At 71.4% G+C, this 25706-nt stretch carries 28 protein-coding genes; 17 read left to right on the forward strand and 11 right to left on the reverse strand.

All coding sequences use genetic code 11. The features are described from left to right. Window positions 1-217: 217 nt before the first annotated feature. Window positions 218-1579 (forward strand): FAD-dependent oxidoreductase, encoded by a 1362-nt coding sequence (locus JIW86_RS35460; RefSeq protein ID WP_257558274.1) that lies wholly within the window; start codon window positions 218-220, stop codon window positions 1577-1579. 67 nt (window positions 1580-1646) lie between these two features. Here JIW86_RS35460 and JIW86_RS35465 read toward each other — a convergent pair whose 3' ends face one another. Beyond that, on the reverse strand, window positions 1647-2129 hold the full coding sequence (locus JIW86_RS35465) for a hypothetical protein (protein WP_215147040.1): 483 nt from the start codon (window positions 2127-2129) through the stop codon (window positions 1647-1649). Between the two features lie 209 nt (window positions 2130-2338). Between JIW86_RS35465 and JIW86_RS35470 the strand changes: the two genes are divergently transcribed. Further along, a complete protein-coding gene (locus tag JIW86_RS35470) occupies window positions 2339-3001 on the forward strand; it encodes an NADPH-dependent F420 reductase (RefSeq protein ID WP_257558276.1) in 663 nt (220 codons plus the stop codon). Between the two features lie 13 nt (window positions 3002-3014). On the opposite strand, the gene JIW86_RS35475 is transcribed toward JIW86_RS35470, so the two are convergent. Continuing rightward, entirely contained in the window at window positions 3015-3524 is a 510-nt protein-coding gene (locus JIW86_RS35475) for a mycothiol transferase (RefSeq protein ID WP_257558278.1), read from the reverse strand. A 51-nt stretch (window positions 3525-3575) separates the two neighbouring features. Beyond that, window positions 3576-5099, reverse strand: a complete 1524-nt coding sequence (locus JIW86_RS35480) for an MFS transporter (RefSeq protein WP_257558280.1) — start codon at window positions 5097-5099, stop codon at window positions 3576-3578. Between the two features lie 145 nt (window positions 5100-5244). Here JIW86_RS35480 and JIW86_RS35485 point away from each other — a divergent pair, with 145 nt between their 5' ends. The 3 genes from JIW86_RS35485 to JIW86_RS35495 are packed head-to-tail and all read left to right on the forward strand — an operon-like array spanning window position 5245 to window position 6660. Continuing rightward, a complete protein-coding gene (locus JIW86_RS35485) occupies window positions 5245-5697 on the forward strand; it encodes a MarR family winged helix-turn-helix transcriptional regulator (RefSeq protein WP_257558282.1) in 453 nt (150 codons plus the stop codon). Between the two features lie 16 nt (window positions 5698-5713). Then, window positions 5714-6085 carry a DUF4180 domain-containing protein gene (locus tag JIW86_RS35490; protein ID WP_215147050.1) on the forward strand — a complete coding sequence of 124 codons (372 nt, stop codon included), beginning with the start codon at window positions 5714-5716 and terminating at the stop codon, window positions 6083-6085. Continuing rightward, entirely contained in the window at window positions 6082-6660 is a 579-nt protein-coding gene (locus tag JIW86_RS35495) for a HutD family protein (protein WP_257558285.1), read from the forward strand. The genes JIW86_RS35490 and JIW86_RS35495 overlap by 4 nt, the downstream gene beginning before the upstream one ends. A gap of 12 nt (window positions 6661-6672) precedes the next feature. On the opposite strand, the gene JIW86_RS35500 is transcribed toward JIW86_RS35495, so the two are convergent. After that, window positions 6673-8487: a glyoxal oxidase gene (locus JIW86_RS35500; protein ID WP_257558287.1), complete on the reverse strand. Its 1815-nt coding sequence runs from the start codon at window positions 8485-8487 to the stop codon at window positions 6673-6675. 204 nt (window positions 8488-8691) lie between these two features. Here JIW86_RS35500 and JIW86_RS35505 point away from each other — a divergent pair, with 204 nt between their 5' ends. Beyond that, window positions 8692-9357 carry a DUF4360 domain-containing protein gene (locus JIW86_RS35505; RefSeq protein ID WP_257558289.1) on the forward strand — a complete coding sequence of 222 codons (666 nt, stop codon included), beginning with the start codon at window positions 8692-8694 and terminating at the stop codon, window positions 9355-9357. A 62-nt stretch (window positions 9358-9419) separates the two neighbouring features. Here JIW86_RS35505 and JIW86_RS35510 read toward each other — a convergent pair whose 3' ends face one another. The 4 genes from JIW86_RS35510 to JIW86_RS35525 all read right to left on the reverse strand — a co-directional run bounded on the left by JIW86_RS35510 (window position 9420) and on the right by JIW86_RS35525 (window position 14074). Further along, the gene (locus tag JIW86_RS35510; RefSeq protein WP_257558290.1) at window positions 9420-10478 is read right to left on the reverse strand and encodes a LacI family DNA-binding transcriptional regulator; all 1059 of its coding nucleotides are present in this window, start codon (window positions 10476-10478) and stop codon (window positions 9420-9422) included. 97 nt (window positions 10479-10575) lie between these two features. Next, a complete protein-coding gene (locus tag JIW86_RS35515; RefSeq protein ID WP_257558292.1) occupies window positions 10576-12126 on the reverse strand; it encodes a glycoside hydrolase family 64 protein in 1551 nt (516 codons plus the stop codon). 25 nt (window positions 12127-12151) lie between these two features. Beyond that, window positions 12152-13597 (reverse strand): glycoside hydrolase family 16 protein, encoded by a 1446-nt coding sequence (locus JIW86_RS35520; protein ID WP_257558294.1) that lies wholly within the window; start codon window positions 13595-13597, stop codon window positions 12152-12154. Between the two features lie 240 nt (window positions 13598-13837). Further along, window positions 13838-14074, reverse strand: a complete 237-nt coding sequence (locus JIW86_RS35525) for a hypothetical protein (RefSeq protein ID WP_257558296.1) — start codon at window positions 14072-14074, stop codon at window positions 13838-13840. A gap of 329 nt (window positions 14075-14403) precedes the next feature. On the opposite strand from JIW86_RS35525, the gene JIW86_RS35530 reads away from it, so the two are divergent. Beyond that, complete coding sequence (locus JIW86_RS35530; RefSeq protein ID WP_257558298.1) at window positions 14404-14592, forward strand: acyl-CoA carboxylase epsilon subunit; 189 nt, start codon at window positions 14404-14406, stop codon at window positions 14590-14592. A 50-nt stretch (window positions 14593-14642) separates the two neighbouring features. On the opposite strand, the gene JIW86_RS35535 is transcribed toward JIW86_RS35530, so the two are convergent. Continuing rightward, entirely contained in the window at window positions 14643-16280 is a 1638-nt protein-coding gene (locus tag JIW86_RS35535; RefSeq protein ID WP_257558300.1) for an FAD-dependent oxidoreductase, read from the reverse strand. A gap of 275 nt (window positions 16281-16555) precedes the next feature. Here JIW86_RS35535 and JIW86_RS35540 point away from each other — a divergent pair, with 275 nt between their 5' ends. The 9 genes from JIW86_RS35540 to JIW86_RS35580 all read left to right on the forward strand — a co-directional run bounded on the left by JIW86_RS35540 (window position 16556) and on the right by JIW86_RS35580 (window position 23590). Further along, window positions 16556-17656 (forward strand): SchA/CurD-like domain-containing protein, encoded by a 1101-nt coding sequence (locus JIW86_RS35540; protein WP_215147069.1) that lies wholly within the window; start codon window positions 16556-16558, stop codon window positions 17654-17656. Between the two features lie 59 nt (window positions 17657-17715). Next, a complete protein-coding gene (locus JIW86_RS35545; RefSeq protein WP_215147071.1) occupies window positions 17716-18159 on the forward strand; it encodes a cupin domain-containing protein in 444 nt (147 codons plus the stop codon). Beyond that, window positions 18156-19427 (forward strand): beta-ketoacyl-[acyl-carrier-protein] synthase family protein, encoded by a 1272-nt coding sequence (locus JIW86_RS35550; RefSeq protein WP_215147073.1) that lies wholly within the window; start codon window positions 18156-18158, stop codon window positions 19425-19427. The genes JIW86_RS35545 and JIW86_RS35550 overlap by 4 nt, the downstream gene beginning before the upstream one ends. Beyond that, a complete protein-coding gene (locus tag JIW86_RS35555) occupies window positions 19424-20650 on the forward strand; it encodes a beta-ketoacyl synthase N-terminal-like domain-containing protein (RefSeq protein ID WP_257558303.1) in 1227 nt (408 codons plus the stop codon). The genes JIW86_RS35550 and JIW86_RS35555 overlap by 4 nt, the downstream gene beginning before the upstream one ends. 74 nt (window positions 20651-20724) lie before the next feature. Then, window positions 20725-20979 carry an acyl carrier protein gene (locus JIW86_RS35560; protein ID WP_215147077.1) on the forward strand — a complete coding sequence of 85 codons (255 nt, stop codon included), beginning with the start codon at window positions 20725-20727 and terminating at the stop codon, window positions 20977-20979. Between the two features lies 1 nt (window position 20980). Then, a complete protein-coding gene (locus JIW86_RS35565; protein WP_257558305.1) occupies window positions 20981-21460 on the forward strand; it encodes an SRPBCC family protein in 480 nt (159 codons plus the stop codon). A gap of 20 nt (window positions 21461-21480) precedes the next feature. Next, window positions 21481-21822 (forward strand): TcmI family type II polyketide cyclase, encoded by a 342-nt coding sequence (locus JIW86_RS35570; RefSeq protein ID WP_215147081.1) that lies wholly within the window; start codon window positions 21481-21483, stop codon window positions 21820-21822. Between the two features lie 141 nt (window positions 21823-21963). Then, the gene (locus JIW86_RS35575) at window positions 21964-22881 is read left to right on the forward strand and encodes a MurR/RpiR family transcriptional regulator (protein ID WP_215147083.1); all 918 of its coding nucleotides are present in this window, start codon (window positions 21964-21966) and stop codon (window positions 22879-22881) included. A 322-nt stretch (window positions 22882-23203) separates the two neighbouring features. Continuing rightward, window positions 23204-23590 carry a hypothetical protein gene (locus JIW86_RS35580; RefSeq protein ID WP_215147240.1) on the forward strand — a complete coding sequence of 129 codons (387 nt, stop codon included), beginning with the start codon at window positions 23204-23206 and terminating at the stop codon, window positions 23588-23590. 13 nt (window positions 23591-23603) lie between these two features. Here JIW86_RS35580 and JIW86_RS35585 read toward each other — a convergent pair whose 3' ends face one another. After that, window positions 23604-23978, reverse strand: a complete 375-nt coding sequence (locus JIW86_RS35585) for a toxin Doc (RefSeq protein WP_215147085.1) — start codon at window positions 23976-23978, stop codon at window positions 23604-23606. Between the two features lie 124 nt (window positions 23979-24102). Continuing rightward, complete coding sequence (locus JIW86_RS35590; RefSeq protein WP_257558308.1) at window positions 24103-24918, reverse strand: S1 family peptidase; 816 nt, start codon at window positions 24916-24918, stop codon at window positions 24103-24105. A gap of 252 nt (window positions 24919-25170) precedes the next feature. On the opposite strand from JIW86_RS35590, the gene JIW86_RS35595 reads away from it, so the two are divergent. Further along, a complete protein-coding gene (locus JIW86_RS35595) occupies window positions 25171-25662 on the forward strand; it encodes a hypothetical protein (protein WP_215147088.1) in 492 nt (163 codons plus the stop codon). The last annotated feature ends 44 nt before the right edge of the window (window positions 25663-25706 follow it).

The raw sequence follows: 25706 nt of genomic DNA on the forward strand, positions 1-25706 counted from the left end.
AGCTGGTGTGCCCGCTGACCAGCGAGTTCCGCTGGACCGGCTCCTCGGTGCGCGGCCACCAGGTCAGTTCACCTCCAAGGATCGCTTGGAGAGGCCATAAGTTCCGGTGATGGGGTCATAAGGCGATACCGGGTGCTGGGTAAGGATTGCCTTAGTTTAGGGTTCCCATTGATCCATCTGTGATCCACCGTGCTGTCGCTCGAAGGGAACCTTTGCCATGCCTCGACCTCTGCGGGTAGCAATCGTCGGTGCCGGCCCCGCCGGGATCTACGCCGCCGACGCGCTGCTGAAGTCCGAGGCCGCGGCCGAGCCCGGTGTGTCCATAGACCTCTTCGAGAAGATGCCCGCGCCCTTCGGCCTGATCCGCTACGGCGTGGCCCCCGACCACCCGCGCATCAAGGGCATCGTCAATGCGCTGCACCAGGTGCTCGACAAACCGCAGGTCCGCCTCTTCGGCAACGTCGACTACCCGAACGACATCAGCCTGGACGAGCTGCACTCCTTCTACGATGCCGTGATCTTCTCCACGGGTGCCACGGCCGACCGCGCCCTCACCATCCCGGGCGTCGACCTCGACGGTTCCCACGGCGCCGCCGACTTCGTCTCCTGGTACGACGGCCACCCCGACGTCCCGCGCACCTGGCCGCTCGAGGCGGAGAAGGTCGCCGTGCTCGGAGTCGGCAACGTCGCCCTCGACGTCGCGCGCATCCTCGCCAAGACGGCCGACGAACTGCTGCCGACCGAGATACCGCCGAACGTCTACGAAGGCCTCAAGGCCAACAAGGCCCTCGAGGTGCACGTCTTCGGCCGCCGCGGTCCGGCTCAGGCCAAGTTCAGTCCCATGGAGCTCCGGGAGCTGGACCACTCGCCCAACATCGAGGTCATCGTCAACCCCGAGGACATCGACTACGACGAGGGCTCGATCACGACCCGCCGCTCCAACAAGCAGGCCGACATGGTCGCCAAGACCCTGGAGAACTGGGCGATCCGCGACATCGGCGACCGGCCGCACAAGCTGTTCCTGCACTTCTTCGAGTCGCCCACCGAGGTGCTCGGCGAGGACGGCAAGGTGGCCGGACTGCGCACCGAGCGCACCGAGCTCGACGGCACCGGCAACGTCAAGGGCACCGGCCAGTTCACGGACTGGGACGTCCAGTCCGTCTACCGGGCCGTCGGCTACCTCTCCGACGAGCTGCCCAAGCTCCCCTGGGACGTCGAGTCGGGCACGGTCCCGGACGAGGGCGGCCGCGTCATCGAAGCGGGCGGCCACCTGGCGTCGACGTACGTGACCGGGTGGATCAGGCGCGGCCCGGTCGGCCTGATCGGCCACACCAAGGGCGACGCCAACGAGACCGTCGCGAACCTGCTGGCCGACCACGCCGAAGGCCGCCTGCTCACCCCGGCCGCGCCCGCGCCGGAGGCCGTCGAGGCCTTCCTCGCCGAGCGCGCCGTCCGCTACACCACGTGGGAGGGCTGGCACCGGCTGGACGCGGCCGAGAAGGCACTCGGCGAACCCCAGGGCCGCGAGCGCGTGAAGATCGTCGAGCGCGACGAGATGCTCGAGGCCAGCGGAGCCTAGGAAGTGAAGGAAGAGGGCCGGGACCCCTATGGGTTCCGGCCCTCTTCGCGCTGTGCGTGGACGGGTGTCAGCCCCGGACGGACACGATCTTCCGGGTGGCCAGGTCGGCCTGGACGAAGACCTGCGTCGTGTCGCTGCCCCACGTCAGGGTGACCGTGGCATTGGCCTTGCCCATCCCGTTGCCGGTGGAGGTGACCTTCCACTTGAGCGGCACGTTCTGCGCGCGCAGCACGCCGTCCGCGTGGTTCGTCTCCTCCCACGTCCTCAGCTCCGCCTGGAGCGGCTCGGAGAGGTAGAAGGCGCGCAGCCGGTCCGCGGTCTGCCCGTCCCCGTCGTACACCGCGTCGATGTACGCGCCGTAGAAGTCGGCGATGCGGGTGAAGGCGCCCTCGGGGCTGCCCGAGACGGACGGAGCCGCGGCGGTCGCGGCGGCCGGGGCCGCCTTCGGCGCGGATCCGTCCGCGGCGGCGCTGGTGACGAAGGCCAGGGTGAGTACGGCCGTGGCCGCGAGGGTGAGGGAGGCGGTGCGCTTGGCGGTGGGCTTGGACATCGGCTGAGCCTTTCCCCGTGCTGAGTGGCTGCTCTGACCGACGCCGCCCCGGTCCCGCCCGGTTCTCGGAATGCGGGAAATGGCCGGATTGCGACTACGTCGTCTCGTCCGGATGAAGTGCGCCCCCGGGCGGAATGCCGCGCCGCCCAGGGGAGTTCGTACCAGCGCGAGACCTGATCCCTATGCGATCCCTATGCACTGGAGAGCTCATGAAGATCGGCATCATCGGCGCGGGAAACATCGGCGGCAACCTCACCCGCCGCCTCACGGCCGTCGGGCACGACGTGTCCGTCGCGAACTCGCGCGGCCCCGAAACCCTGACGGCCCTCGCCGAGGAGACCGGGGCCACCCCCGTCACCGTCGCCGAAGCGGCCCGCGGCGCGGAGATCGTCGTGGTCACCATCCCCTTCAAGAAGGTGCCGGACCTGCCCGCCGGCCTCTTCGACGAAGCCGCCGAGGGCTTCGCCGTCATCGACACCGGCAATTACTACCCCCAGCAGCGCGACGGCCGGATCGCCGGTGTCGAGGACGAGGGCCTGACCGAGAGCCGCTGGACCGAGCGGCACCTCGGCCACCCCGTGATCAAGGCCTTCAACGGCACCTACGCCCAGGACATCCTGGACCGCCACCGCCCGGCGGGCGACCCGGAGCGGATGGCACTGCCCGTCGCGGGCGACGACGAGACGGCGAAGAAGACCGTCCGCGCCCTCATCGAGCAGCTCGGCTTCGACACCGTCGACGCGGGCGGCCTCGACGACTCCTGGCGCCAGCAGCCCGACACCCCCGTCTACGGGCTCCGTGAGGGCGTCGAAGGCGTCACCAAGGCCCTCGCCGAGGCTTCCCCGGAACGCAAGGCGGCATTCCGGGGCTGACGGAGGCCGCGCCCTAGCCCCGCTCCACCAGGCCCCGTACGAAGGCGGCCTGGCCGGCGTGCTGGAGATCGTCTGCCAGCACGCTGACCAGGCGCACCCCCAGGGTGACCGGCGGGTTCCAGCGCTCGTCGACCACCTGGTCCAGGTCCGCAGCGGCGAGTCCCCGTACGAAGCGCACGCTCTGCTCGTGGACCGCGTCGAAGTACCCCAGCAGCAGCTCGCCGGAGTCGACCTTGACCGCTCCGGCCTGCCGGGCGGTGTGGCCGTACCCGGTGGACCCGGCGGGCAGGCCCAGGGCGAACCGGGCCGCCCAGCCCTGGGCCTGCCAGACCTGCTCCAGGTCCGCGGCGTCCGCCACGTGGTCGTCCTGGATCCGGGTGAGGTGCCAGACGAGCCAGGTGATCGAGTTCGCCGCGGGGTCGACGCGGGCGTTGAGCCCCTCCGCCGGGAGCCCCTCGACGACCTCGTGCACGATCTCCCGGATGCGTCCGAATCCGTCGGCGATGACGTCCGTAGCCTTCATGCACCCACCATGCAAGGCGCCCCGGCCCGCCCGGCGCGAGCGACACGCGCCTCAGACGGCGGCGTCGGCCTTGTCGGTCTTCTCCGTAGCCGCAGGCTGACCCGCGGCGGTCGCGGTCGCGGTTGCCTTGGCGGTCACGGTCCCGTGCCCGCCGCGCAGGCCGAACCGGCTGATCACGGCGACCAGCGCGAAGGCGGCTGCGCCGATCCCGAAGGTGAGGGTGAACCCGGACTCGGCGGGCAGCGCGGGGACGCCCGGCGGAAGGTGCTCGATGGTCTTGGACGCCAGGATGGTGGTCACGATGGCGCTGCCGATCGCGCTGCCCGTGGAGCGGGAGATCGAGTTGATGCCGTTGGCGATGCCGCTCTGGTGGTGCGGGACGCTGGCCATGATCACGGCGGGCATGGCGGCGTAGCCGAAGCTGACGGCCGCACCGACGACCAGACCGGCGCCGATCACCGAGGCGCTGTGCTGGTGGTCCAGGGCGAGCCAGGCGAAGCCGACGGCGCCGAGCGCGGCGGCCAGGCCCAGGGCCACGCGCGGCCCCCGGTGGCGTACGAGCTGGCCGCCGATGGGCGAGGCGAGCAGCGAGACGATGGCTCCGGGCAGCAGGAACTGCACTGAGGCCCGCAGGATCGACGCGTCGAAGCCGTAGCCGGTGAGGGCCTTGGGCATCTGGACGAGGTAGGAGACGCCCAGGAAGTTCGCGAACATGCCGAAGCCGACGAGGATGCCGGCCAGGTTGGCCATGAGCACCGGGCGGTGGACGAACATCTTCATGTCGACGAGCGGCTCGCCGACCTTGCGCTCGACCAGGACCCAGACGGCGGTCATGACGGCCGCGCCCGCGAAGCTGCCCAGCGTGCGGGCGGAGGCCCAGCCCCACTCGTGGCCCTGGGAGATCGGCAGCAGGAGCAGTAGCAGGGCGATGCCCAGGGTCAGGGCGCCCAGGAAGTCGGTGCGGCCGCCGGTCTTGTGGCGGGTCGCGGGGACCAGGAAGAGAACGGCGAGCAGGGCGAGGACCGCGAAGCCGGTCGCCATCCAGAAGGCGTTGCGGTAGTCGGCGTCGGAGCCCGAGGTGAGCAGCCCGGTGGCGACGAGCGCGAGGCCGCTCCCGAACGCGAGCGTGCCGCTGACCAGTGCCATCGCGCCGGGCAGCTTCTGCGGCCGGACCTCCTCGCGCAGCACGGAGAGCGCCAGCGGGAAGATCGCGGTGGCGGCGCCCTGGAGCACCCGGCCCAGGATCAGCAGGGGCAGCGAGGTCGCCAGCGCGGCGATGACGGAGCCGACGACCATGACGCCGAGCACGGCCACCAGGGTCGGCTTCTTGCCGTGCTGGTCGCCGAAGCGGCCCAGCAGCGGGGTGAAGACGGCCGCCGACAGCAGGGTGGCGGTGGTCACCCAGCTCACGTTGGCGGTGGAGGTGCCGAGGTCGTTGCGGATGAGGCCGAGGATCGGGACCGGCAGGGTCTGCATCATCGACACGACCATGGCGGCGAGGCTCAGGGCGAAGACGATGACCGTCTCGTTCCGTCGCCCGGTGGCCGTCGCGGCGGCGGGGGAGGGGGTGCTCATGGCTGGCAGGACCTTCTTCGGGCTTCAGAGCTTCAGGACGCAGATGTTTGACGTCATCAAGTAACTCCGTCGACGGTAGACGTGGATAGTTAAGGTGGTCAAGTAAACAATTGATAATGTCAACCATTCTGGGTAGGCTCGAGGCATGTCTGGTAAGAGCGGCACCGCCCCGCACGCAGCCCCCGCCAAGCTCCAGCTGCTGGAGCTGCTCGCCGCCATCGGCACGGCCCAGTGGCGCGACTTCGCGGCGGCCGCCGCTCATTACGGCCTCACCTCCACCCAGGCCAGGGTCCTCGCGCAGCTCGACGGCCCCGTGCCGATGCGCGGGCTCGCCAAGCTGCTGGTCTGCGACGCGTCGAACGTGACCGGCATCGTCGACCGCCTGGAGGCCCGCGAGCTGGTGCGCCGCGAACCGGCCCCCACCGACCGCCGCGTCAAGAACGTGGTGGCCACGGACGCGGGCCGCGAGGTCATCCGCCGCGTGCGGGAGGAGATGCAGGCGACCCACGGCGCGCTCGACACCCTCGACGAAGCCGAGAGCGCGACGCTCTACGCCCTGCTGGAGCGCCTGCGCCCCACGATGGAGAAGGACGCCTGAAGTAGCCTCGACCCCTATGAGCACCCTGCAGACGATCAACAACGTGTCCGTGCTGATGTGCGAGGCCGAGGGCGAGGTCATCGCCGGTGAACGCGAGGCCCTCGACTGCATAGGCGACGCGGGCTACCAGGGTGCCGAGTGGGTCGTCATCCCCGCCGAGCGGTTCGACGACGCGTTCTTCCGGCTGAGCACCCGCGTCGCCGGCGAGATCATCCAGAAGTTCGTCCAGTACCGGGTGGGGATCATCGTCCTCGGAGACATCTCCCGCCACACCGAGGCCAGTTCGGCGTTGCGCGACTTCGTCCGCGAGTGCAACCGCGGGACCCAGACGTGGTTCCTCGCCGATGACGCGGAGCTGCGCGGGCGGCTGGCCGGGGCGGAAGCGTGAGGAGCGGCGCCCAGGTCAGGATCCTGCGGGCGGCCGGTCGCGCCGCCGCCGTCTGGAAGAACGGCGGGGGAGTCACCCGGGAGATCGCGGTATTCCCCGAAGGTGCCGGGATGGACGACTTCGTCTGGCGGGCCAGCCTCGCCGAGGTCGCCGCCGACGGGCCCTTCTCGGCCTTTCCCGGGATCGACCGTACGATCACCCTGGCCGAAGGCGCCGGCATGGACCTCACGGTCGGGGGTGTACGCCGCCTCGTGGACGAGCGGTTCGCGCCGCAGGACTTCCCCGGGGACGAGCCGACCGGCTGCCGGCTCCTCTCGGGTCCCGTCGTGAACTTCAACGTGATGTACCGCCGGGGCGCCGCGGAGGTGGCGACCGCCGTCGTGCGGGGCCGGCTCTCGCGCGCCGTCGTGTCGGACGAGACCCTGCTGGTGGTCGCCCTGGAGGGGGCGGCCACGGTGCAGGTGGGGCGGGGCCCGGCCCTCGCGCTGGCCCAGTACGACGCGGTCCTGGTGATGGGCGACTTCATCGACTACATGGACATCTCAGGGCACGTGGCGCTGGTCTGCTTCCGGTAGCCGCCCGCACGGTCAACGGATCCCCAGCTTCACCCACTTCGCCGAGCTGGGGACGCCCTTCGCGTTGAGCAGGAACAGCATGTAGTACCCGGGCGGCGCGTCGGCCGCGGTCGGCGGCGTCCGGAGCCCGATCGCGGTGCCCCGTACGCCGGTGCGCCGGAGCTCCAGGTGGCGCTGGCTGGTGTTCACCGAGTGCGTGACGGTCGTCGGCGCCAGCAGCACGGCGCGCGCCACGTCCTTCGGCGTCGAGCTCGAGACCTCGAATGCCGTGTCGTGGCCGAGCTCGCCCGCCGGAACCCGGTCGAGGGCCGGCCGGGGGCCACGGTGCAGGTAGGCGGGCTCGTAGAGCTCGATGCTGCCGTCCATCCCGTCCCTCATGTCAGGGTCGTTGGCGATCTGCTGGAGCTCGTCCCCGGTGACCATCATCCGGCCGTCGGGCATGATCAGGGCGTTGGAGTGGTAGCCGCGGGGCAGCCGCTGCGCCGGGCCGAGCTTCCAGTGGCCGCGCGCGTCGCGCAGCTCGATCTGCCGGTACTTCAGGTCGGCCTTCGGGTTGAACGGCCCGTTGCCGTAATCCCGGGTGTCGAGCGCTCCGTTGACGGTCAGCAGCGTGCCGTCCGGCAGGATCAGGGTGTCGTCCTGGGTGCGCCCGAAGGCACGCGGCTCCTCGATGGTCCACCGGCCGCCGGACAGCCGGTACGTGTGCGGGTCGCGCGGGTCGCCGCCGAGCACCAGGACGGAATCCGGCCCCCGGAAACCCGCCGGGAGGGGCACGGCGGAGCCGTACCCGCGGAAGTCGGCGGGTCGCCGCGGCAGGTCGGTGCGTACCTCCCTGACCGGGTCGAACAGCCACTGCTGGTCGGCGTCACGGCCCAGCCCGTAGATCATCCCGTCCCGCAGCGAGAAGAGGTGCGGGTAGTCGTTGCGGAACGGGGCGTCCGAGCGCAGCCGTTGCGAGGCGAGGTCCAGCGGGATGTCGAACGCCCGCCGGGGCACGGGGTGGCGCAGCGCGGGGAAGCGCTCGACCACCGGGGTGGGGGTGCCCGTACCGCGCTCGGACTGGCCGGACATGATGATCTGGCGGCCGTCCGCGCCGGTCACGACCGAGGGGTACCAACGGCCCACGGACATGTCCCGGTTGCGGTACCAGATTTCGGTCCACGGGTCGAAGACGAAGGACAGCTTGGCGCCGCTGCCGCCCTTGCCGCCCACGTTGCCGCCGAAGACGCCGACCATCCCGTTGGGCAGGTAGGCGTGCCCGGCGCAGAAGAAGGGTGCCGGGCGCGGGGCGTGGCTGCCGTCGGGCATCAGGACGACGGGCGGGGCCACCTTCTTGAAGGCCTGCGCACCGGTCCCCTTGGCCGGATCCCAGAGGTATGCGCGGCCCGCGTTGGTCCGGCCGACCGTGTTCGTGGGCCCGGTCTCCTTGGTCGGGTTCTCCTCCGTGCGCTCGAAGGAGAAGAGCAGCACCTTGCCCGTCGGCAGCTGGGCCAGGTGCACGCCGAAGTCGGGGGAGGGGAAGTACTGCGTGAACCGTCCGAACTCCGCTGCCGTGAAGCGTGCGTTGGCCTTGGTCTGGGACTCCCGGAGCGCGGTCAGGCTCGCCGTGCGCTTCGTCTGCGGATAGCCCTGGGTTCCCTTGGCCGCCTCGCGCAGCCGCGCGTGCGCCCGGGCGTGGTCCTCGCCGATCACGGCGGCCTCGGCCGTCTCGGCTCCCTCGGTCCGCTCGACGGGGCGGGGCTGCGGAGCCGGCGACATCGCCGTGAGGGTCAGGGCGGAGGCGATCACCCAGGCCGACACTGCGGCGGAGCGGTGCGGGCGGGACATGGAGCTCCTCTGCGTCTCAAGTTCTGATTCGGCAGATATTAGGAGAAAGCAGATATATCGGGTCGATGTGACGCGACGCGGCGCCATTCGGCCGAGCGAGACCGCCAGAAGGATCGTTTCTGCGGTGAACCGCTGCGGCCATAGAGGTGAGACCGCGTACCCGTCGGCCCTCCGCGACCGCCGCGGGGGGCTATCCATGTCGACGTGATCAAGTCGCTCCGTACCGGATTCACCGCAGCCGCCGTGACCGCAGCTCTCGTCACGCTCAGCCCCTCGGCCGGGGCCTCCGCCTCGGCACCTTCCGCCAAGGCTCCCTCCGACCAGGTGACCGTGGACGTCGCCTCCGTCAACGGATCGGGCTGCCGTCCAGGCAGCGCCGCCGTCGCGGTCGCGCCGGACAACACCGCCTTCACCGTCACCTACAGCGAGTACGTGGCCCAGGCCGGCGGGGGAGCCCCCGCCGTCGAAGGGCGCAAGAACTGTCAGCTCTCGCTCGTCGTCCACGTCCCCCAGGGCTACACCTACGCCGTGGCCCAGGTCGACTACCGGGGCTTCGGCAGCCTGCAGGAGGGCGCGATCGGAACACAGAAGGCCAGCTACTACTTCCAGGGCATGAGCCAGACCGCCCAGCGCAGCCACAGGTTCAACGGCGCGTTCGAGGACAACTGGCAGGCCACCGACACCACGGGCGTCGAGGCGCTGGTCTTCGCACCCTGCGGCGAACAGCGCAACTTCAACATCAACACCGAGCTGCGTGCCGAGGTCGGAACCTCCGACCCGGCGCAGACCAGCTTCATGGCGCTCGACTCGACGGACGGTGCCATCAACAGCGTGTACCACTTCTCCTGGAAGCAGTGCCCGGTGGACTGACGGGCAGCACGCCGTGTGCCGGGGCACGCCTTCGGGCAGGCCCCGGCATCCGGCATTCGGCCTCAGGCCGACGCGCGCCGGACCAGCTCGGTGGAAGTGATCACCGGGCGGGGTGCGGGGCGTCCCTCCCGGCCCCCGCTCCCCAAGCTGTCCAGCAGCAGCCGCGCCATCAGGCGCCCCATCCCCTCGATGTCCTGGCGTACGGTCGTCAGCGGCGGATCGGCGCTCTCCGCCACCTGCTCGGCATCGTCGAAGCCGATCACCGCCACGTCCCCGGGTACCGTCCGGCCGTGCTCCCGCAGCACCCGTAGCGCGCCCGTCGCCATCAGGTCGTTCCCCGCGAACACGGCGTCGATCCCGGGCCGGCGGTCCAGCAGTTCGGCCATCGCCCGGGCCCCGCCCGCCACGGTGAAGTCCCCCTCGGCGACCAGTGCGGGATCGGCCTCCGGCAACACGTCCCGGTAGCCGCTCAGCCGGTCGGCCGCCGATGTCTGGTCGAGCGGGCCGGCGATGTGCGCGATCCGCTCGTGGCCCTGCGCCACCAGGTACCGTACGGCCGCGCGTGCTCCCCCGCGGTTGTCCGCGTCCACGTACGCCACCTCGCCGTCGGGCTCGCCCGGCTCCCCGGGCCCGGCGGTCCAGCCCGGCCGGCCGCCGTACACCGTGGGCATGCCGATGCGCCGGGTGATCGCCGGCAGCGGATCGTCGGTGTGCAGGGAGAAGGCGAGCGCTCCGTCGACGTGGCCGCCCGCCAGATAGCGCTCGATCCGGTCGTAGTCTCCCTGGTCCTCCACCAGCAGGAGCACCAACTGCATGTCGTGCGCCGTCAGTTCCTTGCTGATGCCGCGCACCTGCCGGGAGAAGAACGGGTCGGAGAAGATCCGTATCTCCGGCTCGGCGATGATCACCGCGACGGCGCCGGTACGCCGGGTGACCAGGGTGCGGGCCGCGGGGTTCGGCACGTAGCCCAGGTCCCGGATGGCCTCGCGCACCTTCTCCACCAGGTGGGGACGGACTCCGTCGCCGCCGTTGACGACGCGGGACGCGGTGGCCCGGGATACCCCGGCGCGCTCCGCGACCGCCTCCAGGGTGGGGCGGTCCCCGGGACGTGTTTCCGGCACGGGTGCTCCTCCTGGATGTCCGCGGGCGCTGGCCTCGCCCGGGCAGCAGGGTAACCCGTACCGCCGGGAAGGTGATCACCTTCCCGGCGGACGGACCTCACCAGCCGATGCCGAGGGTCAGTCCGGTCGGCGGTTCGGAGTTGCCGAGGATCTGTACGGAGGACTGGTCGTTGATGTCGTCGTAGGGGAATCCGTAGGCCCGCTGGTTCAGGCCGACGGTGTGGAAGAAGCCGGCGTAGTCGTTCTTCGCCGGTCCGGTGTAGTACGCCGCCGGGCTGTACCAGGCGGTGGTGTCGAGGGCGACGCCCCGGCTGAACGCGGCGCAGAACTCCGCGCCGAGCTGCTTCTCGGTGTCGTTGCCCGAGGCCATCGCACCGGCGCAGGCCATGACGTCGGGCGAGGTGGGCTTGCGCAGGGTGAAGGAGCCCGCGCCGTTCTTGCCGAAGGTGAGGGTGGAACCGGTGACCCGCCCGGAGAAGGTCTCGCCTAGGCGGTTCAGGGTGAAGGGGTGGGTGGTGTAGTGGGCCCATGCCTGGTCGATGGCGGCGGTGAGGTGGTCCTGCGCGGCGCCGCCGGGCTGGAAGAGATCCGAGGAACGCGGCGCCAGGATGCGGTAGTTGTTCTGCAGCGGCCTGAACGCGGGGCCGACGGAGGACGCGTACCGCTGCATGACCTCGGCGCGGGTGGCGGTGATGCCCCGGGTGGTGTCGTGGCCGCTGGAGGTCTGGCGCAGCCGTGAGGTGATCGGGAAGCCGAACTGGTCGACCTGGGTGGTGTTCCCGCCGAAGGCGACCTGCCCGTACACGTAGGTGTACTCGTACCAGTCGTAGTACACATCGCTGTTGGGGTCGTCGGGGTTGCGCGGATCGGGGCCGCCCCAGCCCTGGTCGTCGGGGGAGACCGGGATGTACATCGGGGAGCCGAGCGAGAGGTAGATCCGGCCGCCCCGGATCGCCGGCGGGGAGGGGACGGTGCCGCCCACCTGGGCCAGGGTGAAGGACATGTCGGGGTAGTTGACGCCCCGTTTGACCAGGTGGCCGGGGGCGGTGGCGTCCAGGTGGCTGATGTGTGCCATGGTGCCGTCGGGCTTCATGTACGACCACTGGCCGGGCGTCACCTGGCCGAGGACGGTGACGTGGATCTGTGAATCGGCGTACGTGCCCCCGGTGTTGTTCTGGAAGGTGATGGGGAAGCTGCCGGTGCCGCCCCCGCCCTCGCCGCCCCCGCCCCCGCCCCCGCCGCCCCCGGTCCCGCCGACCGTGTGGGTGAAGTGCGGGGTGTCGTAGAGCGGGCCGCCCTTCTCGTACGTGAACCAGTACGGGAGGGCGGAGCCGGGAGCGAAGCCGCTGACGGTCTGCTCCCAGGTGCCCGCGTTGTTCGTCATCCGGAAGTTCTGCTGGCCCAGGCCCCCGCCCGGCAGGTAGTGGACGTCCACCAGGGCGGCCGGGACGGCGGGCTTGAACCAGATCCGGACGGTGCCGGAGCCCTGGGCCGTGACGCCCTGCGTGTAGTCGGCGGCAGCGGAGGCGGAAAAGGCAGCGGAGGCGGCGGCCCCGGCGGCCGCCGGGGCCAGGGCCGGGGAGCCCGCCAGGGCGAGCAGGACGGCCGCCAGGAGCAGCGGGATCCGCCGCAGGAACGTGGTGTTCACGAGCGCTCTCCTCGGTCCGGGCCGGTCAGTGGCCGAAGTCGAACCAGTTGAGGTTCACGAAGTCGGCGCTCTGGCCGCTGGTGAAGGTCAGGTACACGTCGTGGGTGCCCGTGACCGCGCTGATGTTCGCCGGCACCGTGCGCCAGCTCTGCCAGCCGCCGGTGTTGGCCACGGAGAAGCTGCCGACCGGCGCCGCGGTGCGGCTGTCGAGCCGTACCTCGACGAGGCCGCTGACCCCGCCGGCCGCTCCGGAGGCTACGCGTCCGTAGAACTGCCGCGCGGCCGACGGGCCGAAATCGACACCCTTGTAGACGGCCCAGTCACCGTTGCCGAGGGTGGTGAGGTCCTGGCCGCCGCCGGTGTCCGTGGTGTTCTCCTTCGCCACCCCCGCCTGGGAGTCGTACGACTCGGCCTGGATCGGGGCGTAGGCGTCGCGGTTGCCGGCCGGCGGGGTGGTGGGGGGAGTCGTCGGCGGCGTGGTCGGAGGCGTCGTCGGCGGTGTGGTGGGCGGTGTGGTGCCGCCGGTCGAGCGGAGCACGGACACGTAGTCGACGACCATGGGATGACCGGGCTCGGTCGCCGCGTCGGGTCCGCCGCCGAAGGCCGCCGGGAACTCGCCGCCCATCGCGACGTTCAGGATGATGAAGTAGCCGTGGTTCGTGGCGTTGGTCCAGGTGGTGGCGTCCACCTGATCGGCCCGTACCGTATGGAAGTTGATCCCGTCGACGTAGAAGCGCATCTGCTCGGCCGCGGTCGACCGGTCCCACTCCACGGCATAGGTGTGGAAGCCGCCCTGGCAGCTGGTGCCGGGGCAGACGCGCTGCCCGCCGATGCCGGACTTCTCGTTGCAGGGGCCGCCCGGGCTGGTGCCGCAGTGCATGGTCGCCCAGACCTGGTTGATGCCCTGCACGTTCTCCAGGATGTCGAGCTCACCGACGCCCGGCCAGTTCCACCAGTTGCCGCGGTACGGAGCCCCGAGCATCCAGAACGCCGGCCAGTAGCCCTTGGCCGCCGGGCCCGTGACGTTCGGCATCTGTATGCGGGCCTCGGTGCGCAGTGTGCCGCCCACCGGGGGCTGGAAGTCCGAACGCCGGGTCTCCACGCGCCCGGAGGTCCAGTTGCCGGCCGCGTCCCGCCGCGGGGTGATGCGCAGGTTGCCGGTCCCGTCGAGGGAGACGTTGGCGGGGTCGGCGGTCATCGTCTCTATCTCGCCGGTGCCGAATCCCGCGGGCCCGCCGGGGTAGCTCGTACCGGTGGTGTACTGCCAGTCGGCGGTGTTCAGGCCGGAGCCGGCGGGCCCGTTGAAGTCGTCCAGGAACACCTGGGACCAGCCGGCCGGGGTGGGGGGAGCCGTGGCGCCGGCGGGCAGGACGACCGCCACCGAGGCCGCCGCGACCACCGCGATCGTGCTGAGCGCGGCTGAGACGGCCCGCCGGACGGCGGGCCGATTCCTGTCGGATCTCTGACGCATGGGTGCCCTCTCTGGAGCGCCGTGAGGCGCGGTGCGGGGGGAAGTGCCGGGGAGGCGCGCCGTCTTGAGAGCGCTCTCAAGACGCGCCGCTGGACACTGTGCTCCCCGCCCCTTCGGGCGTCAAGACATCGAACCGGGAAAGGGCCTGCGGGCCAACGGAGTTCATTCTTTGAACGTTCTCGGCGCGGACGGCGGGCCGTGCCGACGGGAACCCACCCGTACGGCCCAACCCGCCGCGCCTCATACGGGCGGACCGAGGACCTCGTGCGCACCGGCGAGGTCGTGGACGGCGGCGGCCGTCCCGGTCAGCGGAAGCAGCCCGGAAAGCGGGCACAGCACCGGCATCTCGTGGTCTACCTCCCACTCGCCGACGGCCGCGGCGCCGCGGCTCTTGCGGCCGCCGCCGGTGTCGGTGGTGCAGACGGCGTACAGCCGTCCGGCGCAGCCCCGGCAGAGCAGGGCGTCGTGGCCGGTCACGGCCGGCCCGCCGGGGGCGGCGCCGCCGCCGCGGCCGTCCCGAGAAGGCCCCGGCCGCCCAACGTGCCGGGTCCCCCGCGCGCTTGTAGCGTCGGTCGCGTCAGGAGTCCTGGTGACCCGACAGGAGTCCGCCGGCCGGTGCGCAACCGCGCGATACGCAGAGTGCGCGGCGTACGCAGATACGGATCACGCCCGCGAGGCGCGCCGAGCCGCCCGAGCGCAGCCCGCGCCGGTGCCGGGACGGCCCGTCCTTCACGCCGTCGCGGGGCGTGCGCACCGTACCCGTACGAGAGGCCGTGCCGATGCCGAACGACGTTCCGATATCGAGCGTGCTGCGTGTCGAGAGGGGCCTGGCCGGCCCCGAGGAACTGGCGGCGATCGCCGTCGTGGTCGCCTGCTACGCGGGCCGCACCGCCCATGCCCGCGCCCGGGCGAAGGGCGCCGGGCAGGAAGCCGGCCGGCGGCGCGCCGCCCGCCCGGACGCCGGCTGCTGGGCAGGCTGCTGGGCCTGCCGCTGAACCCCGTCCGCCGGCCGGGCGCACGGCCGGCGGACAGGGAAGCGAAGTGGTCACCTCCGCTGCAACACCGTCGTGAGGACCTCGAGCAGCGTCGCCGCGGGATCCGCGACGGCGCCCTCGGAGCGCCAGGCCACGAACCCGTCCGGGCGTACGAGCAGCGCGCCCTCGGGGTGCATCCCGTGGACCTCGGCCCAGTCGGCGCCCGTCTCCTGGAGCAGGTCGGCGCCCGGCCCGGAGCCGATGGTGTAGGCATCCAGCCGGGCGGCCGGCAGCTGCTCGGCCACCCGTGCGGCCGCATCCCGCCACGGCGTCCCCGCGCCGCTGAGCAGTACGAACGAGCGCTCGTACAGGTCCAGGGCGGAGATCCGCTCACCGGCCCTGAGCAGCCACATGTGCGGGGCCCGGGTGCCGGTGTCACCCATCAGGCGCATCGCCTGGGGGATGATCGGCCGTCCCGGATCGCCGCCGATGACCGCGCCGCGCGGGTAGCAGTAGCCCATCGCCGTGGGCAGCACCCCGCTGCCCGGCCCGCCGCCCATGGTGGGCGGCGGCGCGTACCCCGGGTGGCTGTGCTCCGCCGAACGGGCCGACGCCCGCTCGCTCGTGGCCTTCGCCACCGGCAGCCGCTCGGCCTCGTAGGTGTCGAGCAGCTCGATGCCGGCCGCCCCGTCCAGCACCGCGGCGATCTTCCAGGCCAGGTTGTGCGCGTCCTGGATGCCCGTGTTGGAGCCGAAGGCCCCGGTCGGGGACATCTCGTGGGCCGCGTCACCGGCCAGGAACACCCGGCGGCCGGACGAGTACCGCACCGCCACCCGTTCGGCGGCGTGCCAGGGAGCCTTTCCGCCGATCTCCACATCCAGGTCGGGCACTCCGATGGCGTTGCGGATCTGCTCCACGCACCGCTCGTCGGTGAAGTCCTCCAGGGTCTCGCCCCGGTCCGGGTGCCAGGGGGCGTGGAAGACCCACTGCGTCGCGTTGTCGACCGGCAGCAGCGCCCCGTCCGCTCCCGGCCGCATCAGGTAGCAGACGATGAAGCGCAGATCGCCCAGCACCTCGATGAGCCGCTCCGAGCGGAAGGTGACGCTCACGTTGTGGAACAGCTCGCCGTTACCCGTCTGGGGGATCCCCAGCTGCTCTCTTACGGGGCTGCGCGGCCCGTCGGCGGCGATCAGGAAGTCGGCCCGCACGGTGGTGTGCTCGCCCGTCGTGCGGTTCTTGACCAGGGCGGTCACGCCCGTCGCGTCCTGGTCGAAGCTCATCAGCTCGGTGGAGAACCGGATCTCGGCCCCCTGCGCGCGGCTCTGCGCGGCCAGCACCGGCTCGATGTTGTTCTGGCTGCACAGGCACCAGCCGGTGGGGCTGAACTTGCGCAGCGCCCCCGACGGGTCCACCGACTTGATCAGCCACGTGTGGTCGCCGTCGGTCAGTGACCTGGCCTGCAGAATGCCCTGAACGCCCTCCAGAGCGGATGCCGCATGGCGGATCGCGCGTTCGGCCCCCGCCGTGCGGAAGAGCTCCATGGTCCGGGCGTTGATGCCGCGGCCTCGCGGGTGCGGGGAGGTACCGGAGTGCTTCTCGACCAGAAGGTGCCTCACTCCGTGGCGGCTCAGGAAAAGCGAGGTGGACAGGCCCACGAGGGAGCCGCCCACGACGAGAACCGGTACGCGAACATCGGCGTTGTCTTCCATCAGCTGCGGGCTCCTGTTTTCTGTGTGGGGGAGTGGACTCTTTATGCCCCCGATCGTCCATCAGGCCCGGATGATTCGCCGGTTGTCACCCGCTTGATCCGGACATGTAGCGGTACGTCCCCACCCGGATGACGATGAGCGACAGCGGCTCCCCCTGAGATCTGCCGGTCCGCCGTTCCCGACCGAAGCGGCCGCCGGCCCGGGCGGACGCCACCGGTGACGGACGAGGGGTCCGTACGCGATGGATCTCCACCCCCTCATGAAGGAGTGAGTAGATGACAACCACCCTGTCCGAACGGGTGTCGCAGTCAGCCTTCGACGGCTCCATGCTCCGGGTCGTCCTGCTGATGGACCTCCACGAGGGGACCCAGCAGCAGTTCTTCGAGGCGTACGAAAAGCTCCGCAACGACATCGCGTCGGTCCCGGGCCACATCAGCGATCAGCTGTGCCAGTCCTTCGAGAACCCCTCGCAGTGGCTCATCACCAGCGAGTGGGAGAGTGCGCCCCAGTACCTCGCATGGGTCAACAGCGAGCACCATGCCGAACAGGTCAAGCCGCTCGGTGCCTGCGCGCGCGTCATGCGCCCGCTCAAGTTCACCGTCCTGCGCGAGACCGGCCGCGGCTACGACCAGGCGGCCCGGCCGGCCGGAGCCCGGCTCCAGTCCGCGCCCCGCCTCGGCGCCGGCATCGTCCGCCACGCCCTCACCTTCACCGTCAAGCCGGGCAGCGAGAAGGAGGTCGCGGCCATCCTCTCCAGCTACGCCTCCCCGGCGGCCAAGGTCGACGACCACACCCGGCTCTGCCGGACCTCCCTGTTCATGCACGGCAACCGGGTGGTACGGACCGTGGAGGTCCAAGGCGACCTGATGGCGGCCCTGCGGCACGTCTCCGAGCAGCCCGAGGTACGGGCCGTCGAAGAGGCCATCAACCCCTACCTGGAGCAGGACCGGAACCTGAACGATCCCGAGTCCGCCCGCATGTTCTTCATGCGGGCCGCGCTCCCCGCCGTCCACCACATCGCCGCGGCCGGGGAAGCGGACACCGCGGACGTCACGCGCCACGCGCTGTTCTACCCGGCCAAGCCCGGCTGCGGCCAGGCGCTCGCCCGCTTCCTCGCCGGTCAGGACGAGGCCGCCGCAGCGCGCCCGCAGAGCCCCGTACGGAGCAGCAGCATCTTCCAGCGCGACGACATCGTCGTCCGCCTCGTCGACGTGCGCGGCCCGCTCGACGCCGAGCCCGACACCACCCTGGGGGTGCGCGGCCCGCGCAAGGCGGCCGTGCTGGACCGGCTGACGGCCGGGCCCGCCGAGCGGACCCGCGCCGCTCACCACACGATGAACCTCATCACCGACCGCCGGGCACCCGCGCAGTCCTGACCGCCCCGGTCCTCACCCCCAGCCCGTCCAGGCTCCCCACACGCCAGGAGGAACCCGCCATGACCAAACAGCGCCCACGCATCGTCGACCTCAGCGAGACGCCGCCCAACCGCCGGCGCGGTGGCGACCTGAGGGCCGTGCTCACCCCGACCTCGGTGGGCTCCACCAGCGGCTTCATGGGCATGGCGATCATGGCCCCCGGCGAGTCCATCGCCGAGCACTACCACCCGTACTCCGAGGAGTTCGTGTACGTGGTCGCCGGCCGGCTGGAGGTCGACCTCGACGGCGAGGCCCACCCGCTGCGCACCGACCAGGGGCTGCTGGTCCCGCTCAACGTGCGCCACCGGTTCCGCAACGTCGGCGGCACCGAGGCCCGGATGGTCTTCCACCTCGGACCGCTCGCCCCGCGCCCCGAACTGGGCCACGTCGACACCGAAGAGGCACCGCACCCGGAGGGCACCGCGTGGGAGCAGCCCCCGGACCGCACGGGAGCGGTCTCGTGACCGGCCGCCGGGTGGCGGTCACCGGGGTCGGCGTCGTCGCACCCGGCGGGATCGGCGTCTCGGCCTTCTGGGACCTGCTCGCCAACGGCCGTACGGCGACCCGCGGCATCACCCTCTTCGACCCGGCCGGGTTCCGCTCCCGGATAGCCGCCGAGGTCGACTTCGACCCCGCCGCGCACGGGCTCGGCGAGGGTGAGGCGGCCCGGGCGGACCGGTACATCCAGTTCGCCCTCGTCGCGGCCCGCGAGGCGCTGCTGGACGCGGGACTCGACCTCACCACGGACGAGGCCTGGCGCACCGGCGTCTCCCTGGGCACCGCCGTCGGCGGGACCACCCGTCTGGAGCACGACTACGTGGCCGTGAGCCAGAACGGCGCCTGGTGGGACGTGGACGAGAAGCTCGCCGGGCCCCATCTGCACCGGGCGTTCACGCCCGCGACCCTCGCCTCCGCCGTCGCGGAGCAGACGGGTGCGCGCGGCCCGGTGCAGACCGTGTCCACCGGCTGCACCTCCGGACTCGACGCCATCGGGTACGCCGTGCACTCCATCGTGGAGGGCCGGATGGACGTGTGCATCGCCGGGGCCTCGGACTCGCCCATATCGCCGATCACCGTGGCCTGCTTCGACGCCATCAAGGCGACCTCGCCGAACAACGACGACCCGGCCCACGCCTCCCGGCCGTTCGACGCCGACCGGGACGGGTTCGTCCTCGGCGAGGGCGGCGCCGTCCTCGTACTCGAAGAGCTGGAACACGCCCGCGCCCGCGGTGCGACCGTCTACTGCGAGATCGGCGGCTACGCCACCTTCGGCAACGCCCACCACATGACGGGACTGACCGCCGAGGGGCTGGAGATGGCCCGGGCCATCCAGACCGCCCTGGACCAGGCCGGGATCGACGCGAAGGACATCGACTACGTCAACGCGCACGGATCCGGCACCAAGCAGAACGACCGCCACGAGACGGCGGCCGTCAAGCGGGTCCTGGGCGAGCACGCCTACAAGACGCCGATGACCTCCATCAAGTCCATGGTCGGTCACTCCCTCGGCGCCATCGGGGCGATCGAACTGGCGGCCTGCGTGCTCGCCATGACCCACCAGGTCGTACCGCCCACGGCGAACTACGAGACGCCGGACCCCGAGTGCGACCTGGACTACGTACCCCGCACCGCCCGCGGCCGCAAGCTGCGCAGCGTGCTCTCGGTCGGCAGTGGCTTCGGCGGATTCCAGTCCGCCGTGGTCATGACCCGGCCGAAGGAGGAGGTCTCGTGACCAGCCGTACGGTCATCACGGGCATCGGGGTCGTCGCGCCCAACGGCGTCGGCGCCGACGCCTTCTGGAAGGCGACCCAGTCCGGCCTCAGCGTGCTGGACCGCGTCACCCGGGCGGGTTGCGAGCACCTCCCGCTGCGGGTCGCGGGCGAGGTACGGGGCTTTGACCCCGGCGCGATGGTCGAGGACCGCTTCCTCGTCCAGACCGACCGCTTCACCCACCACGCCCTCGCCGCGGCCGACCTCGCCCTGGAGGACGCCCGGCTCGGCCGGGCCGACTACGAGGCCGACCCCTTCTCGGTCGGGGTGGTCACGGCCGCCGGGTCCGGCGGCGGCGAGTTCGGGCAGCGCGAACTGCAGCGGCTCTGGGACCAGGGACCCCGGTACGTCGGCCCGTACCAGTCCATCGCCTGGTTCTACGCCGCGAGCACCGGCCAGATCTCCATCCGGCGCGGCCTCAAGGGACCGTGCGGGGTCGTCGCCAGCGACGAGGCGGGCGGGCTCGACGCCTTCGCGCACGCCGCGCGGGCCATCCGCCAGGGCAGCCGGGCGATGCTCGTCGGGGCCACGGAGGCGCCCCTCGCGCCGTACTCCATCGTCTGCCAGCTGGAGTACGAGGGCCTGAGCACCCGGGACGATCCCGAGCGCGCCTACCGGCCCTTCACCGCCCAGGCCTGCGGGTACGTCCCCGCGGAGGGTGGCGCGATGTTCCTCGTGGAGGAGGAGGCCGCCGCCCGCGGCCGGGGCGCCACGGTCCGCGCCGTACTGGCCGGCCACGCCGCCACCTTCACCGGGACCCGGCGGCCGGACGACGCGGGCGAAGGGCTGGCCCACGCGATCCGGGGCGCGCTGCGCGAAGCCGACTGCGCCCCGGAGGAGGTCGACGTGGTCTTCGCCGACGCCCTCGGGACGCCGGCGGCCGACGCGGCCGAGGCGGCGGCCATCGCCGGCGCCCTCGGCGCACACGGGCGCAGGGTACCGGTCACGGCGCCGAAGACCGGTACCGGCAGGGCGTACTGCGCGGCGCCCGCCCTCGACACCGCCGCCGCGGTACTGGCACTGGAGCACGGCATCGTCCCGCCGACCCCGAACGTCTTCGACGTGTGCCACGACCTCGACGTGGTCACCTCCGGTGCCCGCTCCGCGGACCTGCGCACCGCGCTCGTGCTGAGTCGCGGCCGGATGGGCTCGAACTCCGCGCTCGTCCTGCGCAAGTCCCCGTGACGGCCGCGTGGTCCCCACGGGGTCCGCGTCCGGCAGGACCCGCTCAGTCCCCCCGTAGGAAGAGAGAAGCCACCATGTCCGACCGACTGACCCTGGAGGAGCTGGCGGCCCTGATGAAGACCGCCGGCATCACCGTCGACCCCGCCCAGCTGGCGAGCAGTCCGGACTCGGCCTTCGAGGAGTACGGCCTGGACTCGCTGGGCCTGCTCGGCATCGTCGGCGAGCTGGAGAACCGGCGCGGGCGGGCGCTGCCCACCGACGCCGACCGCTGCAAGACCCCCGGCGAGTTCCTCGACCTCGTCAACAACAGCCTGATGACAGGAGCCTGACATGCCAGGACACACCGAGAACGAGATCACCGTCAACGCCCCCGTGGACGTCGTGTGGGAGATGACCAACGACCTCCCCAACTGGCCGCAGCTGTTCAGCGAATACGCCTCGCTGGAGATCCTCGAGCAGAAGGGGGCCACCACCCGCTTCCGCCTCACCATGCACCCCGACGAGAACGGCAAGGTGTGGAGCTGGGTCTCGGAGCGGACCGTGGACCGCGAGAACCTCACGGTCCGGGCGCGGCGCGTCGAGACCGGCCCGTTCGCGCACATGGACATCCACTGGCAGTACTTCGCGGTACCGGGCGGCACCCGGATGAAGTGGACCCAGGACTTCGCGATGAAGCCGGACGCGCCGGTCGACGACGCGTGGATGACCGACAACATCAACCGCAACTCCCCGATCCAGATGGCGCTCATCCGGGACAAGATCGAGCAGCGCGAACGCGAGAACCGCACGCCCGCCGTCAGCCGAATCTGAAGCGAAAGGCAAGCACCCGGATGAACCAGACGCATCGCGCCCTCATCGTCGCCCGCATGGCGCCGGGATCGGCTCCCGACATCGCCGAGCTCTTCGCGGGCTCGGACGCGGGCGAACTGCCGCACCTGGTCGGAGTCTCGCGCCGCAGCCTGTTCCAGTTCGGTGATGTGTACATGCACCTGATCGAGGCGGACCGGCCACCGGGCCCCGCCATCGCGCAGGTCACCGACCACCCCGAGTTCCGGCAGCTCAGCGAGCGGCTCACCGCCTACATCAGCCCGCACAACCCCGACACGTGGCGCAGTCCGAAGGACGCGATGGCCCACGAGTTCTACCGCTGGGAAAACCCCGCCGCGAAGTGAACCGAGCGGCCCGGACGGGACCCGCACACCGGTGTGTGCGGGTCCCGCCGCGTGCGGCCCGCGCGCGTGGACCGATCTTCGTCGGCCACGGGGCGTGAGCTATGTTTGAGCGTGAGTGACATAGTCAAGGAGGCCCTTCCGGTGTCATCGGGGCAGCAGGCACGCGCTCAGGCAGCTGCGATCAAGCCGAGCGGGCAGTCGTCGGAGGAGATCCGTCCCCCGGCCGACCGGCTCCTCGCGCTCTTCGACGGCCGTCGCCTCTCCCCGGGCCAGCGCCGGATCGCGCAGTACCTGATCGACCACCTCACCGAGGCGGCGTTCCTGTCGATCACCGAACTCGCCGAGCGGGTCGGCGTCAGCCAGCCCTCCGTGACCCGCTTCGCCGCCTCCCTCGGATTCAGCGGCTACCCCGCCCTGCGCGACGTGCTCCAGCCCATCGCCCTGAGCGCGGTGGCCGGCTCCCCGGACACCCGCGAGCAGATCCGCCGCAACGAGCTGCAGGCGGCCGTCGACGCCGAGATCGAGAACCTGGAGAACGTACGCCGGCTGCTCGCCGACACCAACCAGGTACTGGACATCGGCCGCGAGCTGGCCGCATCGGTGCCGCTGACCGTCCTCGGCCTGCGCATCTCGGTGTCCCTGGCCGAGTACTTCGCCTACGCGGCCCGGCGCATCCACCCCGACGTGCGCCTGGTGACCCGAGGCGGCAGCGTGGCGTACGACGCGCTGCTCCAGTCCAAGGCGGCCGGCGGGACCTGGGTCCTGGCCTTCGCCATGCCGCGGCACGCCAAGGAGACCCTGGCGGCCGTCCGGGCCGCCCGCAGTACGGGGCTGCGCGTCGTCCTGATCACGGATCCGACCCTCGGGCCGCTCGTGGACGAGGCGGACGTGACCCTGAAGGCGGGAACCGGCTCGCGCCTGGTGTTCGACTCGTACGCGGCTCCCGGGATGCTTTCCGCGGCCCTGCTCCAGGCCATGGCCGACGCGGACCCCGAGCGCACGCAGGCGCGCCTGGAGGGCTACGAGCAGGTCGCCGACCAGCACGGATTCTTCCTGTAAGGGCTGGTCGGGGCGGATTTATGCGGGTGCTGACCAGGGGCATATTCAACCTGGGAGGTGCATGAAATTTTTCATACGCTTGCCTACTCGACGGTATATATGTTTACTGACGGCGGCGCTCCGGATCCACCAGATGCCAAGGAGGAGGACCCCCTCCTGAACGCACGCGCGGCACGACGACCTCCTCACGTCGTGACCACGCGTCGAGTCCCGGCCTTCGGATCCCGCTGGGCGCCCATGGCGGCCTCGGTCAACCCCTGGGCCGAGGCCGCCCACCAGCAACGTCTCGATCAGAGTTCGACACCCCTCGGAAGTGACGAGAATGCCCCTGACGGCCACCATCACGCGCAGCCCGGACTGGCCCCTGCAGGTCAAGGCCCCCGGGACCCACGACTGGGAACGCTCGGCCACGCGCTGGCTGAGGGACCTGCTCCCGGCCCGCTACGGCAGCTATCTGACGCTGACCCGCCACCACGCCCTGCTGGCGCGGCACGTCCAGCTCCAGCTCCAGCACGAGATGCGCGCGGTGCGGGTGGCCCTCCAGACCAGCCGGGCCGAGCTGCCCATGCTGGGCGTCGGCGAGGCGGTCATCGAGAACACGATCCGGATGTACGCCGTGGAGCTGGAGCAGCTGGGCCGCCTGTCCCGCGGCGCACGCCTGGTCTCCGACGCCCTCCTCGTGGGCACCCCCGCCCAGCGCAGGCGCTGACACCTTCCTGGTCCTACGCGGGCTGCCAGGACCGCAGGCGCGCGGCCACGTCGAAGACCGTGGCGCGGAACAGGCGGATGTCGGTGATCAGGTCGCGCCACTGCTCGTACGAGGCGTCCACCGCCTTGCCGGAAGCCTCGATGTAGGCGACGGCGACCCCGTAGCCGAAGAACTCGTTGGCGTCGGGGAGCGGGCGGAGCAGGACGATCGCCTCCAGGAGGGCGGCCGCGCGCCAGTACGCGTCGGGGGCGTCCACGTCCAGGCTGGGCGTGTTCACCCGGTGCCGGGCGACGGCGGCGACCAGCGCGGAGTGGTCGGCCACCGCCACGTCCTTGAACAGCGACTCCTGCCGCTCCAGCAGCCAGCGGTGATCGATGTGCAGTTCCACGCGTCCGAGTATCCCTGTCCAGGGGCCGGGCGGGGGACTGTTCGCGGAGCACGCCCCCTGTCGCCCGGCTTTGGGGAGCCGGCGGCAGGGGGCGTGCGGAGTCCAGGGAGCTACGGCTACGTGGCTACGGCTTCGGCAGCACGCAGCCGGGACGGTTCAGGTCGATCTTGTTGCCGGGGGCTATGCAGGGGACGAGGGTGTAGGTCTCCTGTGCGTAGTTGATGCCCTGGCGGACCGTTACGTTGCCGTTCTCGTCGACCTCGCACGGATTGTTGTCCGTGCAGCGGCCGCCGTCCTCGTTGCCCGTGTTGTTGACGGCGACGACCTTGCCGGTCGCCGTGTCGATCACGGGCGAGCCGGAAGTCCCGCCGATGGTGTTGCAGGACGAGGTGTAGCGGACCGAGTCCTTCCAGGTCCATTCGCCCTCTTTGAGGCGGTAGGCGAAGCCGTCCACGGAACAGCTGTAGGTCCGCTTCCAGTAGCCGGAGACGACCTTGATGGCCGAACCCTGCGTGGGGCGGGTGTCATTGAGAGTGAGCGCGGTGATGCCGTACTGGCTCTGGATCTGGGCGTACGTCTTGGTCAGCTGGTAGACCGAGACGTCCGTGTCGGTCATGGTCGCGTACGAGATCTTGCTGGCGCGCAGCGTGCCGACCTTGGAGCCCGCGGCGTTGAGCAGCGAGAACGAGCGGGTGGAGGGCTGGTCCTTGACGACCTCGCCGGCCACGGGGAAGCCGGTCTCCAGACAGTGCCCGTTGGACAGGACCAGTGCGGGATCGTTCGGCTGGGAGGCGGGTGCGCGGACGACGGAGCCGGAGCAGTTGCTGAGGGCGACGGTGCCCGCGTAGGTGACCGCGACGGCCGGTGCGGCGATGGCCGGGGCGCCCGCGGCTCCCACGAGGAGCAGGGCTAACAAGGCGCCGGCGAGAGGCTTTTTCATGTGGGGGTTCCCCTCTGAGGACAATGCGACCGAAGATCCTTCGGTTGTCATGCGCATTGTTGGTATCCGGGCGTCAACCCGCAAGAGGGCGTGGCGGGTTGACGCGACGCCCCTGTGGCAAGGGTCGGCCGGGGTGGGGGCGGCGGTGGTGACGGTCCGGTGACTTCCCGATCTCTCTCCGGCACAGGTGTTCCGTAGCGGAGGCTTTGCCTCCTACGGTCTGTGCAGCACAGTTCCGGATCGGGAGGCAGCGTGGAGCGCGAGATCGACATCGACCAGCTGATTGCGGCGATGAAGGCGGTCGACGAGGCGGGCCGGCTCTTCGAGGAGTCGCTCGCGGTGTACGAGGCGCGCGGCCTCAAGCGGACCAGCGACGACTTCAAGGTGGCGGGCGGCTCCGTCCAGACCCTCCAGGGTGCCGAGGAGATGGCCCTCGGAACCCGCAGGTTCCTCACCGAACTCGCCCTGCTCGCCGGTTTCACGACGGCAGGCCTGGAAGACCGCCTGGCCGGACGGGCGGGGACGGCCCGCGCGGGGTTCCGGGGTGTCTCCGGCGGCGGCTCCCGGATGGCCCGGCCGCTGCTCGACCCGACCCTGAAGGGGCTGCGGCTGCTGCTGGACGTCGACCTCTTCGAGCCCGCCTTCAAGGAGGAGATAGCGGAGGTGGTGCGGGCCGAGGCGGCGACCTACCCCGAGCCGTCGGCCTTCCGCGTCCCGCGCGCCGCGGCCGGGCGCACCCCCTGAGCGGATCCCCTCGGGGTGCCGTGCCCGGCTGAGGGGGAGAGGCT

Source organism: Streptomyces sp. NBC_00162, from assembly GCF_024611995.1.
Classification (GTDB): domain Bacteria; phylum Actinomycetota; class Actinomycetes; order Streptomycetales; family Streptomycetaceae; genus Streptomyces.

Excerpts from the sequence above, each read along its gene's own strand:
- JIW86_RS35560 (WP_215147077.1), top strand. The coding sequence starts at position 20,725 with ATGTCCGACCGACTGACCCTGGAGGAGCTGGCGGCCCTGATGAAGACC.
- JIW86_RS35465 (WP_215147040.1), bottom strand. The coding sequence starts at position 2,129 with ATGTCCAAGCCCACCGCCAAGCGCACCGCCTCCCTCACCCTCGCGGCC.
- JIW86_RS35565 (WP_257558305.1), top strand. The coding sequence starts at position 20,981 with ATGCCAGGACACACCGAGAACGAGATCACCGTCAACGCCCCCGTGGAC.
- JIW86_RS35470 (WP_257558276.1), top strand. The coding sequence starts at position 2,339 with ATGAAGATCGGCATCATCGGCGCGGGAAACATCGGCGGCAACCTCACC.
- JIW86_RS35520 (WP_257558294.1), bottom strand. The coding sequence starts at position 13,597 with ATGCGTCAGAGATCCGACAGGAATCGGCCCGCCGTCCGGCGGGCCGTC.
- JIW86_RS35480 (WP_257558280.1), bottom strand. The coding sequence starts at position 5,099 with ATGAGCACCCCCTCCCCCGCCGCCGCGACGGCCACCGGGCGACGGAAC.
- JIW86_RS35485 (WP_257558282.1), top strand. The coding sequence starts at position 5,245 with ATGTCTGGTAAGAGCGGCACCGCCCCGCACGCAGCCCCCGCCAAGCTC.
- JIW86_RS35490 (WP_215147050.1), top strand. The coding sequence starts at position 5,714 with ATGAGCACCCTGCAGACGATCAACAACGTGTCCGTGCTGATGTGCGAG.
- JIW86_RS35535 (WP_257558300.1), bottom strand. The coding sequence starts at position 16,280 with ATGGAAGACAACGCCGATGTTCGCGTACCGGTTCTCGTCGTGGGCGGC.
- JIW86_RS35460 (WP_257558274.1), top strand. The coding sequence starts at position 218 with ATGCCTCGACCTCTGCGGGTAGCAATCGTCGGTGCCGGCCCCGCCGGG.
- JIW86_RS35545 (WP_215147071.1), top strand. The coding sequence starts at position 17,716 with ATGACCAAACAGCGCCCACGCATCGTCGACCTCAGCGAGACGCCGCCC.
- JIW86_RS35475 (WP_257558278.1), bottom strand. The coding sequence starts at position 3,524 with ATGAAGGCTACGGACGTCATCGCCGACGGATTCGGACGCATCCGGGAG.
- JIW86_RS35580 (WP_215147240.1), top strand. The coding sequence starts at position 23,204 with ATGCCCCTGACGGCCACCATCACGCGCAGCCCGGACTGGCCCCTGCAG.
- JIW86_RS35500 (WP_257558287.1), bottom strand. The coding sequence starts at position 8,487 with ATGTCCCGCCCGCACCGCTCCGCCGCAGTGTCGGCCTGGGTGATCGCC.
- JIW86_RS35570 (WP_215147081.1), top strand. The coding sequence starts at position 21,481 with ATGAACCAGACGCATCGCGCCCTCATCGTCGCCCGCATGGCGCCGGGA.
- JIW86_RS35540 (WP_215147069.1), top strand. The coding sequence starts at position 16,556 with ATGACAACCACCCTGTCCGAACGGGTGTCGCAGTCAGCCTTCGACGGC.
- JIW86_RS35590 (WP_257558308.1), bottom strand. The coding sequence starts at position 24,918 with ATGAAAAAGCCTCTCGCCGGCGCCTTGTTAGCCCTGCTCCTCGTGGGA.